The sequence below is a fragment of the Calothrix sp. 336/3 genome, assembly GCF_000734895.2.
Lineage (GTDB): Bacteria > Cyanobacteriota > Cyanobacteriia > Cyanobacteriales > Nostocaceae > 336-3.
Window position 1 is genome coordinate 5743469 of the sequence record NZ_CP011382.1, and the last position, 14451, is coordinate 5757919.

General features: G+C 40.9%; 9 protein-coding genes. 4 read left to right on the plus strand and 5 right to left on the minus strand.

Annotation, left to right across the window (positions count from 1 at the left end; genetic code table 11):
• Positions 1-41: 41 nt before the first annotated feature.
• Entirely contained in the window at positions 42-1355 is a 1314-nt protein-coding gene (locus IJ00_RS23950; protein WP_035157539.1) for a TldD/PmbA family protein, read from the minus strand.
• 212 nt (positions 1356-1567) lie between these two features.
• Positions 1568-2434, minus strand: a complete 867-nt coding sequence (locus tag IJ00_RS23955) for a Tab2/Atab2 family RNA-binding protein (protein WP_035157542.1) — start codon at positions 2432-2434, stop codon at positions 1568-1570.
• 99 nt (positions 2435-2533) lie between these two features.
• Here IJ00_RS23955 and IJ00_RS30025 point away from each other — a divergent pair, with 99 nt between their 5' ends.
• Positions 2534-2659, plus strand: a complete 126-nt coding sequence (locus IJ00_RS30025) for a hypothetical protein (RefSeq protein WP_256388828.1) — start codon at positions 2534-2536, stop codon at positions 2657-2659.
• A gap of 160 nt (positions 2660-2819) precedes the next feature.
• On the opposite strand, the gene IJ00_RS23960 is transcribed toward IJ00_RS30025, so the two are convergent.
• On the minus strand, positions 2820-5144 hold the full coding sequence (locus tag IJ00_RS23960) for an esterase-like activity of phytase family protein (RefSeq protein ID WP_035157544.1): 2325 nt from the start codon (positions 5142-5144) through the stop codon (positions 2820-2822).
• Between the two features lie 813 nt (positions 5145-5957).
• Here IJ00_RS23960 and IJ00_RS23965 point away from each other — a divergent pair.
• Both IJ00_RS23965 and dusB read left to right on the plus strand, forming a co-directional pair.
• Positions 5958-6149, plus strand: a complete 192-nt coding sequence (locus IJ00_RS23965; RefSeq protein WP_035157546.1) for a hypothetical protein — start codon at positions 5958-5960, stop codon at positions 6147-6149.
• Positions 6142-7173, plus strand: a complete 1032-nt coding sequence (gene dusB, locus IJ00_RS23970) for a tRNA dihydrouridine synthase DusB (RefSeq protein WP_035157548.1) — start codon at positions 6142-6144, stop codon at positions 7171-7173. The genes IJ00_RS23965 and dusB overlap by 8 nt, the downstream gene beginning before the upstream one ends.
• An 86-nt stretch (positions 7174-7259) precedes the next feature.
• On the opposite strand, the gene IJ00_RS23975 is transcribed toward dusB, so the two are convergent.
• Together IJ00_RS23975 and IJ00_RS23980 are read right to left on the minus strand one after the other, a co-directional pair.
• On the minus strand, positions 7260-8876 hold the full coding sequence (locus IJ00_RS23975) for an MFS transporter (protein ID WP_238178386.1): 1617 nt from the start codon (positions 8874-8876) through the stop codon (positions 7260-7262).
• 98 nt (positions 8877-8974) lie between these two features.
• Positions 8975-10006, minus strand: coding sequence for a zinc-binding dehydrogenase (locus IJ00_RS23980; protein WP_035159544.1), 1032 nt, complete (start codon positions 10004-10006; stop codon positions 8975-8977).
• 689 nt (positions 10007-10695) lie between these two features.
• Between IJ00_RS23980 and IJ00_RS23985 the strand changes: the two genes are divergently transcribed.
• The gene (locus tag IJ00_RS23985; protein ID WP_052754530.1) at positions 10696-14382 is read left to right on the plus strand and encodes a response regulator; all 3687 of its coding nucleotides are present in this window, start codon (positions 10696-10698) and stop codon (positions 14380-14382) included.
• Positions 14383-14451 lie beyond the last annotated feature (69 nt).

Below are 14451 nucleotides of genomic sequence, written 5' to 3' on the forward strand. Positions count from 1 at the left end.
GTTTACTAATGTCACCACAAGTGATTGCCAGCCATGGAAAACTAACTATTCCTACTAGTTACAGAAAGTCCATCAACAATTAAGGATGGTGTGTAGCAAGAACCATTCCAGTCTGCATCACCTCCCAATTTGACTAACTGTTTTAGGGCTGTATAAACATTACCTGCCACCATCGTATCCTTGACTCGCCCCACAACTTCGCCCTTGTGGACACGATAACCGAGGTCAATATTGATGGAAAAATCTCCCGAAATCCCACTGCCACCACCTAACATTTGGTCTACAATAATACCCTCATCCATGGATTGAATTAGGTCTGTCAGGCTTCCCGTTCCCGGCTGAATCAGAAAGTTAAATAAACCTGGAGTGGGGTAACTACCTAAATCGGGGCGAAAACCGTTACCAGTGGAAAGTTTACTTAATTGTCGTCCAGTGGTGCGATCGCAATAAAAATCCTGCAATACCCCATTTTGAATAAATACAAGCGGTTGGGTAGGAATACCTTCATCATCAAAAGGGCAACTATAGGGACCTGCTTCTGGGTCTTGGGATAGAGTCAAATCCCTTGCCATGACTGATTTCCCGATTCTATCAACCCAAGGAGAAGCCTTTTCTATAACTTGTTTACCATTTAAAGCCGCCTGGATAGTTCCCCAAAGCATATCCGCAGCTTTTGAGGTAAATAGTACTGGCAAGCGACCATTGGGAGACAACACATTTGTTTCTGCCCAAGACAATCTCTGTAAAATTTGTTGCGCTACTTTTTCCGGGTTAAGTATTCCCCGTTCCGTTTGTCCATCAGCAACACTGAGAAAATCATCACCACGCACCCATTCTGCGGCGACATAACAACTGAGAGTGGTGTCAGTATAGTAACAATCTAAACCCCTAGTATTCACGAGACGGGTTGTTTCTAAGTCACATTCCCAGTCAGCATTACAGAGAACTTCCGGGTATTCCTCACGAATGAGGGCGATCGCCTCCTTACCCCACTGCACTAAATTTTCTACTGCCACTTCTTCCCCTAAATCAGGATAGACGGGCTGATAATTTCCAGCTAATTCCACCTTTTCGGATTGGTTTAAGTAACTGAGGTTTAATGCTCGTTCGACCAATGCTTGTGGCTCCACCAAACCATATGCCACAGATAAACCAGGACGACCATCACGCCATAATCGTAAGGCTGTACCCTCTGCTTGACTGGTTTCTAGCTGCTTGAGACGGTTAGCCTCAAAAAACACTGGACGAGATAAAGAATGCGACTGATAAACCTCTGCCGCTTCTGCACCCGACTTGATGGCAAGTTCCAATAACTGCTCCGCTAAACTATCCTGTAATAAATTTTTTGACACCATGGTTATTATTGGCTCTGCACATGGGAATTAAATCAGTTATCAGCTATGCAGCTATTTAGTTATCAGGTACCAGTCAAAATAACTGTCACCCGTTACCTGATTTAATCAGTTTTTGTCTACTACTCAAACAATTACAGCAGTGTGGAGTTACAGAATCTGTATTCCTGAAACTGTCTCCACCCTGCTCAACTGTTATCTATTCCCCATCCACTTTACGGCAGATTGACCTCACACAATAACCAAAAACCTGCAAATGATTCGGAATTAGGATCAGATTGAATCCCGATAAAATGAACACCCCTAGCTTGTTCCTTGGCAGTTTCAAAATTTTTCCCTTCCATCTGTATTTTTGGGGTGCGGAGATTGGCTAAAATCCAACTTTCACTAGCACCAGTTTCTAGTACCAAGCCTGCACCCTGGGGACTATTATCAAATCGCAGCCAAGCTAATTCCAAGCCTGACATCCAAGCTGCTATGGGTAAGGCACGAGGTGAGAAAAGTAACACTCCAGGGATAAGTGTTTCAGGAGAGAGTTGGAGTAAATCCAGGGGAAATCCTTCTCCAAAACCAATATCCCAATCTGGCATATCGGCAAAATCCCCTGCTTTTAATGTCACAAAACCCCACTGCTGCCCTTCTAAGACATCTGGTAAGCGCTGAGGTAGGGGTGCATCAAGGCGTACTGAAGGATTAGTACCACCCTGATATCCTGTTTCTAAGGGATACACTTCTGCCATCCGTTGCTCAATCCATTGGTTAAGCACTAAAGCTCGGCGACTAGGTAATGCAGGAATTCCCGCATCCGTACAAGCTTTGGTAATCATGTTATTCATTTGCCGACGGAAGAAGCGAATTTTGATTGGAGCTTCCCCAGACTTGGCGATCGCCTCTTCAATTGCCGTGCGTAACCAGACAGAATTGACTTCTGTACTTGGACAATATTTTGTGTAACGAAATAGAGAATTCACATCCTTGCGAGTGTTCAAAGGACTCTCACAAATCAAAACTTCCCAAACTTTTTTTTGCTTTTCGTCCAGAATCGGACGGGAGTAAAAATCTAGTTCCCAAATACTGCCCATGTGCTGCGCTTATGATGTGGCTACTTTTTATATTTTCAACTCTACTAAGTTATTGAGCTTCTTTAACAACAGATTCAATAGTAGATATGTTCTACGGGAATGTCTCTACTCAATTACCAAGGTTTGATTCCCCCAGGGATGGGGCTAATTCTCTGGGAAAATTATTTTAGTGAAGATGTTCCGTCGGAGGTTCTCTACCAAGGGTTTCGGGCAATGGATAATTAAATTCATCGATGTCTATGATGTGGTAATGATGCAAAAAAAACCTTCAACTAGGTGGGGTTGAGGAAGAAAACCCAATCTACCCAGTTAAAGGTGAGGTTGAGTTGACACCAGTAAACCCAACCAAGACTATTTAATTTTCCGAATTGGAACTCAAAGCAGCTTAAAACCTCAGTAATTGGGTTTCGCCATTGGAACCATCAACACCATCATTGTCTGTTACTACCAAGGTAGTACCATTGCGTAATACTGTCATACCTTCAATTTTCTCTAACACTAAACCACCGGTAGACTGTAAATCTGGCAGCAAATCCCGTACCAATTTTTTAGTTACTACGGGGAAATTGGGTGCATTTGTATCAGCTTGGGGAGTTACACCAGTAATTGAGAATTCGTAGATACGTTTAATTCTGGCATCGGTGTTACCTTGATCATCACGCTCGACTACAGCAAATTTATCCTTACCCAAGTATGTGAGTTCAGATAAACCTACCCACCCGCCATTGGGTGATGTGACTTGATCAAGGGGATAGTAATAGAATGTCCAATTAGCTGTAGTTGTTTCATAACGTCCAATACGGACAAAACCTGAGGAATCACCTACCCATTCCCGTTGGAAAGCAACGTAAACAACTTCTTTATCACCTTCACCTACCGCAGCCACACCTTCAAATCCAAAGCGACGTTGGCGATCGCTGACTGATTTTGGTAGTTGAATGACTTCTTCAATCACACCTGTTGATGATACCTGTAACAGCAGGTTTAAGGAAGTTACGGGGCGACTGGGTTCATTTACCGAACCTGCACCTTCGGAAACTAACCAAAAACCACCTTTTTGTCTAACTTCAATTCCTTCTAAATCAAGGTTAACGCTACCATCACTATTTACCTGTTGTGGAGCTACAGTTTTCAGTTTACCCAAGCTGTCATTCAAGATGATTTCTTGATTGATAACGGCAGGTACTTGCTCAACATCCATTGCATAGATACGACTTTTGTTATAAAAACTGTCGTGGATGGTAAACACTGTATTTTTCCCCTTCTGACTAGCTGCTAAACCAGATAAACCTGCCCAGGGAATTGGTGTATTATCACTGCGATCGCCAGATACTATCTGAGGATAGTTGGATTTTTTACTAAGTTGGTAAATACTCAAGCTAGAACGTACCTTATCAGCGCGAGCGTCTTCTTCACTGGCAACGACAAAGAGATTGCGTTGGGGAATTGCTAACAATCCTTCTGGAGCAACTCCCGTCGGTAGAACCTGTACTAACTCTGGCTCTTGTTTACCATATCTCTGATTCAGTCGATAAACTAAAACAACACTGGAACGTTCCGAACCCAGAAACAAAAATTGCTCTTTGCCATAAACCCCGAATTCTACATTCTCTGGCTCATTACCTTTGTTTTCGGAGCGGTTTTCCGGGTAATGCCCTAGACGTACCATTTCATGCTCAACGGAGTTTCCTGAAGTATAGATGATATGACCATCGGTATTAAATATTGTCATCCCCCGACTACCACCATTTAAATCACCTTCGTCAGCAGTGGCAAACAATTTCCGGGAAATCCAGTTAACACCGTCGGGTTCGCGGGGTACTCCAGTTAAGGAACTATTTAATTCAATCAGTTTGTTTTCTTTAGTGTCTATTTGAGTTAAATCTACGGTTCCAGCACTAAAGTCTTTGATGATAGTTCCTTTTGGCAAATCTACCAAAACAATGTGATTATTTTCCTGTAAAGTGACTACAGCAATGTTTTTATCATTGATATCCACATATTCAGGTTCTGCATCAGTTGGAAATAAATCTGCGACACCATCAAGGGTGACATTTCTCAAGCTCCATTGATTGGGATTATCAGCCAAATCTACGATGTTGAGAAAACCACCTGGTAGTTGGGGTGGTGCGCCATTTCCTAAATCTTCATCCCGCTCATTTTCGATGGCGATCGCTGCATATTTGCCATCTGGGCTGACTGCCACAGAATCGGGTTGTCCATTTAATAAGATTTCTCTAGCAATACTGCGATTTTGAATATTCACCGCCAGTAATTTGCCACTGGGATTCTTAAAATCCTGGGATGTATTCACCGCAACTAAAGCATAGATACCGCGCACTGCCACTGAGGTAGGTTCACCACCCACCTGTACACATCCACCGGGTTCGGGTTTGGCAGGATTGGTAATATTGACAAAACACAATTTTTTAGTTTGGGAATCCGTATATACCAAGGTTTTACCGTCTTTACTAGCAGCTACAATTTCCGCGACGGTTTCATCTTTGACATCATTATTGAGATATACAGGAAAGGCAGCAATCCGCTCAAATTGCCAAGATGAACCACGATACTTATTTTTAAGTATTCCATAGTCACGGGCAAAAGCTGGAGAGTAATTAAATATGGATGCGACTGCCACAACACCCAGGGTAGCGGCAAGGGCGATCGCTACAAATTTTCTCACTATCTTAGGAACTGAAAATTTCATAGAAGCCTTTTGATGATTGGGTCAAATCCTGTTAATTGTCCCCATTTATTGGGTGGTAAAAATTGCTAGCCCCTGATGATTTTAGATTTTCAACAACAAATAAAAATATGCCAATCAAGCTTCGACTTGACATATTCCCAGATGCATAAAACACTAAAAACAGCAAATTATTTGACTAAATTGCTGAGTTTATTTCTATGCTTTGAAACTTGTATATTTTAGATTGAGGGATAATCAAAATTCACAATCGAATCACGATAATGACAGATTTACACCTTTTATAGGTATATAGTGTTTATCTTTTTATTTTTGAGACAAAAATAGAAATTGATGAAATCTTCAGTGCGATCACGCAAAAAATAAATTTTTCAGCAACCAACTCAATTTCTCTTGCAATTAAAACTGCTTAGTTGCTATTATTAATTTATTTTATAGTTACTAATTAAACTAATTTTAACTCCTAGATAATCTTTTCTTAATCTAATAAATATAGACAAAAATTTCATTATCAATAAGTTTAGGAATTATCCCAGGAAGAACCAAAACCCTGATTTCCTAGGAGCGACAATTTATGAATTAGCCTGACAGCATCCATCCGGATGGGCGATCGCGGCATTGAAAAATTGTTGGGAAAATCAGAAGTATGTATAAATTGTGATTGCGTAAATTTGCTGAACAATCGAGGAATATTGGCGCACCCCCGGCAATTTACTAGCCCTTGCCTTTTCTGTTAGCTGTAATACCTTCACTTATGAGATAATTCCTCTGACGAAATATTTAGAATCGTAGGCAACACTTCAGGGGGCACGAATTATGATTACTCAACATCATGATTTTACAAGTGTTGAAGATAAACTAGAAAAGCAGATAAGAATTAAACAAATGCAGCTGAGAATCGCCCAGGAAAGTAATATGCCCTTGGTGATGGAAGCTCTACGCTTGCAATTGGAAGAACTAGAAAAAGATAATGAGTTTCAAGCCTTTATGAGTATCTTGGATGATTGAAACACCCTTAACGCCAACTTTGCCAAGTCAGCTTGCTACACCCCTGCACATCGGTAAGGTAGTAGTGCAGAGTCGGGTGTTGCAGTCACCCCTATCGGGAGTCACCGACTTGGTGTTTCGGCGATTAGTGCGACGCTATGCACCCCATTCGATGATGTATACGGAAATGGTGAATGCTACAGAGTTACACCATCTCCAGGAGCTACCAAAAATTATGGAGGTAGATCCCCAGGAAAAACCAATAAGTATCCAATTATTTGATTGTCGCCCTGATTTTTTAGCGGAAGCGGCAGAAAAAGCGGTGGCTGAAGGGGCTGACACCATTGATATTAATATGGGTTGTCCGGTAAATAAAATCACAAAAAAAGGTGGTGGCTCATCCCTACTCAGACAGCCAGAAGTCGCTACGGCAATAGTTCGGGAAGTGGTGAATGCCGTAGATGTGCCAGTAACTGTTAAAACTCGGATTGGTTGGGATGACGGGGAAATTACTATCCTCGATTTTGCGCGACGGATGCAAGATGCGGGAGCGCAGATGATTACCGTTCATGGGCGTACCCGTGCCCAAGGCTACAATGGGAATGCTCGCTGGGAATGGATTCAACGGGTGAAAGCAGTTGTGGGTATTCCGGTGATTGCCAACGGAGATATTTTTTCTGTAGAGGCGGCTGTAAAATGCCTGCAAGAGACTGGTGCTGATGGGGTGATGTGTTCTAGGGGAACCCTGGGTTATCCCTTTTTGGTAGGAGAAATTGACTATTTTTTGCAGACAGGGAAAAAATTACCCCCACCCACATCCCAGGAGTTATTAGAGTGTGCGAAGGAACACCTGGAAGCTTTGTGGGTATATAAGGGCAAGAGGGGAATTCAGCAAGCACGCAAACACATGACTTGGTATACCAAGGGCTTTAATGGAGCAGCAGAATTACGGATGCAATTAAGTTTAATTGAGACTGTAGAGCAAGGTTTAGATTTGTTGAATCGCGGCATCGAAATGTTAAACAGGGAGCAAAATGGGGCGTAGGTGTGGATAGGGAAGTATTATTTGCGTTACACAAATCCGACTCAAACCTGATCAACAAAGATTAAGCCGATTCATCAATTCTCTAATCATTGACAAGGTTGACGCAAACCCTGATTATCTGTGTAATTGGCGTATAACATTTGGGAAACTTTGGGTGGTTGTTCTCCAATATGGAACGATCGCGCTTTCTCTTCTATTTGGCGATCGGCATTTGTCACCCTAGCAAATTGTCGCTGATGTTCTGCCCAGGATTCAACTACGATTGTCTCGACAAAGCGACCAGGTTGTGATAAATCTTGGTAGATGCCCCAGTAAAATGCCCCATCACGACGGCGAATTTGACTGAGAGTTTTCATGGCTTGGGTAAACTCGTTAGCGTTGGCTGGGTGAATAAGATATTCTAAGGTAATTAATACGGGTCCATCGTTGGGGCAGGGTTCAAAGGTGCGAGTTGGTTCTACCCAATGAAAGGAAGAAGTTAAGTCTAATTTTTCCGCACAACTGAGACGATAGCGAGCCGTTACAAAGACAAAGAGAATTAAACCAATTGCCGCACTACTCAGGGAAATTGTAATACTAGTTTGCTGGGCGATCGCTCCCCACAATAAGCTGCCTACAGTCATGGAACCTTGGAATACTAATAACTGTACAGCAAAGGCTCGCGCCCTAATCCAACTGGGAACCGCATTTTGCACAGAAACATTCAAACTAACCATTACCCCCAAGGAAGCAATCCCGACTAATAACATCAGGGAGCAAACTAGATAGATATTGCGAGTGTTGGCGATCGCTAGCATCATTCCTCCCATCAATAGGGAAGAACCTGCAACTATCTGATCTATGGAAAATCGGTTGCGGAATTTCGGTAAAATAAACGCCCCAGCTAAACCACCAATTCCCCAAAAACCGAGAATTACCCCATAACCAAAAGCATCTAATTTTAATTCCCGTCGTCCGAGGAGAGGTAGCAAAGCGAACAAAGCACTACCAAAGATAATATAGGCGGCTGTCCGAATTAATACCGTTTGTAACTGTGGTGCATAGCGGACATAGCGCACACCGGCTTGGATAGCTCCAATAAATCTTTCCGCCGGTAAGGCTGTTTTTTGCTGAGTATAGCGCCAGTTATAAATCACTAAGATGACACCAACAAAAGAAGTAGCATTCAGTAAAAATACTGTGCCTGTATTGGATGCTGCAATAATTATCCCGGCGATCGCTGGACCTATGGAGCGGGAAAGGTTGATAATAATCCCACTCAGGGTGACAGCCTGGGGTAAATCTTCCTTAGATACCAATTCGGGAGTGACAGCTTGCCATACCGGCATATTCATCGAACTGCCAATACTCATGGCAAAGGTTAACCCTAATAGTACCCAGGGAGTGGTGATACCTAAAACCGTCAAAATTCCCAGTAATGTGGCAATGCAAAGCATGAAACCCTGGGTAAATAACAGCATTTTGCGTCGATCTACCACATCGGCGATCGCTCCTGCGGGTAATGCCAACAGGAAGAAGGGTAAACTAGATGCTGCCTGCATTAAAGCTACTAAGAATGGTGATGGTGACAAGGAAGTCATTAACCATGTAGCACCCACATCATGCATCCACGTACCGATACTAGATACAGCAGAGGCAACCCACAAAGCCCGAAATACAGGTTGTCGTAATGGACTCCAGATCGAAGAAGATGCTACTGTCAAGTTGCTTCACTCCAATTTATAAAGATTTTGCTGGGAAGAGGGGAGACAAAAGCTAACTGTTCGATTTCCCCTAGGATTAAGCCTGTCACCAATTACCCTTACCCAGGTACAATACCAACTTTAATCACTTTCCTGTCGCGCATATCACAGAACACCTGTTCTAAGTCTTGCAGGGGACGTTGTTCACTAACTAATAATTCAAAAGGTATTTTTCGACTGGCAATCAGATCTAGTGCTGCACGCACATATTGGGGTGTGTTGTGGAATACTCCTTTTAAGGTAAGTTCGCTGTAGTGTAATTGCTCTGTATTGACTGTAATAGTTGTGTCGCGGGGACAACCACCGAATAAATTCACTGTAGCACCGGGACGGGCGCAGGCGATCGCTGTTTCCCACACACTAGGGACACCAGTTGCTTCTACTACCACATCAGCACCCCACCCATCCGTAAATTCCCTGACAGTCGCCGGTATACTGGATATCTGGCGATGGTTATATGTTCTGGTGGCTCCCAGTTTTTCCCCAATGGCTAACCGGGAGTTACTACCACCAAATAAAGTGACTTCGACACCGCAATCATGGGCTAATTTAGCGACGAACATTAAACCGATCGCCCCATCACCAATCACTACTACCCGATCTCCTGGCTTGACATTTCCCCGAGCTACCCCATGAAGTACACAGGCTAGGGGTTCTGTCATCGCGGCTAATTCATCGGGCAAATTATCGGGAATAGGCAATAAATTATGCTCGACAATGGGGGCAGGAATTTTCAGGTATTCTGCAAATGTCCCATTATTCCAGGTCAGATGTGGACAAAGAGAATATTCTTGATGTTGACAAAAAAAACACTGCATGCATGGAGCCGAGTTATTGGCGACAACGCGATCGCCTACTTGCCAACCTTGCACTCCTGCACCAATAGCGACAATTTTACCAGCAGCCTCATGACCAAAGAGGGTGGGGGGTTTTAACATTTTCGCATGACCACCCCGTCGCCACACCTTTAAATCTGTACCACAGGTGGTGGCAGTACCAACTTGAATTATTACCTCACCGACATCAGCTGTAGGATCGGCGACATTTTCTAATCGTAAATCTTCTTGACCGTAAAGTAATGCTGCTAACAAAACTCTCAATCCTTTGCAGTAGATGGCAGGGCATACCCAGGGATTTATTATCTCATAGGAAGATGCCACAAAAACTCTTCCTTTTTTCTAGGGGTCAAAAATCACTTATGAGTTAAGAGTAGTGAATTAAGCCTTGAAACCCTTATGGGATAAGAAAAGTTTCTAGTTGACATCAGGCTTAACTTGGTGACATAGCTTTATCAAGAAGTGATATCAAACTTACAACAATTATCAGGCAGGACAGCAACTATCTACACTCTTCTCTCTTTCATACAGCTAACTCAAATCATCACAATAACATTCCTTTAGTAAGATACCTCACGCCAAAGACTCTTTCTATAATCGATTAGGCAAAATAATATATAATTTATTTAGTTTTTTTGTCGCACAAGAATATGTATTACTTGTTTAATTATCCCAAAGTATATATGTTTGTTTTATCTGTAGATGATATTTGAAAATGGGGCATTGTTGGAATGATAATTATTCAATCAAAAAGCTTTGTGTATTTTTTATGTTTATGTCATATATTGAAAGAGATAATGTTTCAAGAGTATGCCATGCTTTCTATTATTTAGAATAATATGAAATATGTTTAATTAATCTATATGTTTATTGCTTATTCGTGGCATCAAATCTTTATTTTATTTTAATTGGGATTAAAAATTTTACGTGCGATTGTATAAATCATGGTGAAAAATTTAAAGATTGGAACAAAAATAGGTGCGAGTTTTGCTTGTGGTCTGACAGTTATTGCCACATTGGGAATTCTCGCTTATCGCACTACTAATAATCTAGTAGAAAGTTCTCGCTGGCAAAGCCATAGCTATGAAGTGTTAAATAGATTAGATAATTTAATTTCGATACTGAAGGATGCTGAAATTGGACAAAGAGGTTATCTTATTACAGCAGAGAAACCTTATTTAGAACCTTATACTAAAGCTTCTGAAGAGGTGGAAAAAAATCTGCAAGTTTTACAAAAATTGACTAATGATAATCCTAATCAAGAAAATAGATTATCGGATTTAAGACCCTTAATTAATCGCCGCTTATCAATTATTCAAGAAACTATTACAGCATTAGATAGCCAAGGGTTTGAGGCAGCAAGAAAAATAGTCCTCACAGATAGAGGCAAGGTTGTGATGGATGAAATCCGAAGTATTATCACCCAAATGCAACAAGAGGAGAGAACTTTACTTGCAGAGCGATCGCGGCAAACCCAAGAAGCAACAAATCAAGCTATTAATACGATTATCTATGGAATTCCTATCGCTTTTTTGCTACTCACAATTATTGGTATTTACCTAACACGTAACATTTCTTTGCCCCTGCAAGAAGTTTCCGAAGCTATTGGAAAAATGGCTAATGGGGATTTTGCTTCTATCGCGATTAAGAGCGATCGCCAAGATGAAATTGGTTTATTGGTAAGAACCTTTAACCAAATGATTGATAATCTACGTCATACAACTCAAAGGAATCAGGAGCAAAACTGGCTGAAATCAAATTTAGCAAAATTCAGTCAGATGCTGCAAGGAGAAAGAGATTTAGATACAGCAGCGAGAATGATTCTTTCAGAAATGGCTCCCTTAGTCAATGCCCAACAGGGTGTATTTTATATATTAGATAATCAAGAGGATGAAGCAGTATTAAAACTATTAGCGGGTTATGCTTATCAACAACGGAAAAATTTATCGAATCGGTTTCATTTAGGAGAAGGATTAGTTGGGCAATGTGCTTTAGAAAAGCAAAAAATCCTACTTACTAATGTTCCCCATGATTATATTCATATTAGTTCCGGTTTAGGTGAGACTCAGCCTGTAAATATTATTGTCTTGCCAATTTTATTTGAAAATCAAGTTATTGCTGTTTTAGAACTCGCTTCCTTATTACAATTTAGCCCGATTGAGCTAGATTTTCTAGAGCAAGTTAGCGATATTATTGGTATTGTGATAAACACAATTTATGCAGACAAGCGCACTCAAGAACTACTCTCTGCTTCCCAAAGTTTAACGGAACAATTACAAAGTCAACAACTAGAGCTTCAAGAAAGTAATCAAAGATTAGGGCAACAAGCTTACACTCTACAAGCGTCAGAAGAATTATTGAGACAACAGCAACACGAATTACAACAATCTAACGAAGAATTACAACAATTAAATGCAGAGTTAGAAGAAAAGGCAGAATTATTAGTACAGCAGAATCAAGAAGTCGAGCGTAAAAATCAAGAAGTCGAAACGGCAAAACAGGAATTAGAGGAAAAAGCCGCAGAGCTTACCCTGTCTTCTAAATATAAATCAGAGTTTCTAGCAAATATGTCCCATGAATTGCGGACACCTTTAAATAGTTTATTAATTTTAGCGAAATTATTAGCAGACAATTCCGAAGGAAACCTTAGCAACAAACAAGTTGAATATGGGCAGACTATCTATAGTGCTGGTAGGGATTTATTGATGCTAATTAATGATATTTTGGATTTAGCAAAAATAGAATCTGGAACAATATCTATTGATGTTGAACGCCTGTTATTTACAGATTTAATTGACCATTTAGAGAGAAGTTTTCGACAAATTGCTGTAGAGAAAGGTGTGAACTTTACTGTGAACATTGCACCGGAAGTTCCGATGATAATGTATACAGATGGTAAGCGATTACAGCAAATTCTCAATAATCTTTTAGCGAACTCATTTAAATTCACCCACCAAGGGGAAATCAGTTTGCGAGTAGGGGTTGCTCAACAAGGATGGAATCCAGAAAATAACAGCTTAAAAAATGCAGAGAAAGTGATTAGTTTTGCTGTGAGTGATACAGGAATTGGGATTGCTCCTGAAAAACAGAAAATTATTTTTGAAGCGTTTCAGCAAGCAGATGGAACTACCAGCAGAAAATATGGTGGTACAGGTTTAGGTTTATCTATTAGTCGAGAAATTGCCCATCTTTTAGGTGGTGAAATTCAGTTACGTAGTCAACTGGGGCAAGGAAGTACTTTTACTTTATATTTACCCTATACAGAGAAAGAAAATAGGGAAGATTCACAGATAAATCCGACTGTAGAAGTATTTCCATCTCCAGCGAATCCGGTTAATTTGTCGGTAGCGATCGCCGACGATCGCCAACAAATTCAATCTCGGGATGGGTTATACTCCACTGTCGATGAACGCACTTTATTGATCATCGAAGACGATATAAATTTTGCCCGTATTTTGTTGGATATGGCTCAACAGCAGGAATTTAAGGGAATTGTTGCGACGAATGGCAAAGATGGTTTAGCCTTGGCACAGCAATATCAACCCTCAGCTATAATTCTCGATATTCGATTACCAGAAATTGACGGATGGACAGTTTTAGAACGTCTCAAACAGGATCCAAAAACCCGTCATATCCCTGTACATATAATTACCGCAGAAGATAGCAAACAACGAGGATTACAATTAGGGGCGATCGCCTACTTACAAAAACCAGTCAGCAGAGAAGCAATTGATAATGCATTCACTAGAATTAAAGATTTTGTAGATAGAAAGGTAAAAAATCTTTTGGTAGTGGAAGATGACGAAAATCAACGTCATAGTATTGTGGAATTAATCGGTAATAGTGATGTTCTCACCACCGCAGTGAGTACAGGGAGTGAAGCATTACTAGCAATTCGCAACGAACAATTTGACTGTCTCGTCTTAGATTTGGGATTACCTGATATCAATGGGTTTGAGCTTATCGAATTAATTAAACAGGAAGCCAATGCAGCCACTTTACCAATTATTATTTATACTGCCAGGGAATTAACCAGAGCCGAAGAAATTAAATTGCGACGGATGGCAGAAAGTATTATTATCAAAGACGGGCGATCGCCAATATTGGGAAGTAGTTTCTCACTCTCCACAAGAGCTTCTAACCCATCACCAGAACGTCTCTTAGATGAAACTGCCCTATTCTTACATCGAGTACAAGCCAATTTACCTACATCAAAACGACGTATTCTAGAACAATTGCACTCTTCTGATACAGTATTTGTTAATAAGAAAATTCTCATCGTTGATGACGACGTTCGTAATATATTTGCCCTTACCAGTCTTTTAGAACGTAAACAGATGCAAGTGTTCTATGCGGAAAACGGCAGAGATGGCATTGAAATCTTAGAAAATCATCCAGACATGAATATCATTCTTATGGATGTCATGATGCCAGAAATGGATGGGTATGAAACAACCCGTACTATCCGTGGAAATCCTCTATTTAAATCTTTACCCATCATTGCTCTCACGGCTAAAGCGATGCAAGGAGATAAGGAAAAATGTATTACTGCGGGTGCCTCTGACTACATCACCAAACCAGTAGATAATGAGAAATTACTATCATTATTGCGCGTCTGGCTATATACCTAGCATCCCAATTATTACAATAAAAATATCCACAAGCACATGATGATTAATCTCAAAATCAACAAAAAAAAT

Bases quoted from the DNA above. Each gene is read 5' to 3' on its own strand.
- dusB (WP_035157548.1), top strand. From the start codon at position 6,142: ATGATTGAAACACCCTTAACGCCAACTTTGCCAAGTCAGCTTGCTACA.
- IJ00_RS23985 (WP_052754530.1), top strand. From the start codon at position 10,696: ATGGTGAAAAATTTAAAGATTGGAACAAAAATAGGTGCGAGTTTTGCT.
- IJ00_RS23960 (WP_035157544.1), bottom strand. From the start codon at position 5,144: ATGAAATTTTCAGTTCCTAAGATAGTGAGAAAATTTGTAGCGATCGCC.
- IJ00_RS23950 (WP_035157539.1), bottom strand. From the start codon at position 1,355: ATGGTGTCAAAAAATTTATTACAGGATAGTTTAGCGGAGCAGTTATTG.
- IJ00_RS30025 (WP_256388828.1), top strand. From the start codon at position 2,534: ATGTCTCTACTCAATTACCAAGGTTTGATTCCCCCAGGGATGGGGCTA.
- IJ00_RS23955 (WP_035157542.1), bottom strand. From the start codon at position 2,434: ATGGGCAGTATTTGGGAACTAGATTTTTACTCCCGTCCGATTCTGGAC.
- IJ00_RS23965 (WP_035157546.1), top strand. From the start codon at position 5,958: ATGATTACTCAACATCATGATTTTACAAGTGTTGAAGATAAACTAGAA.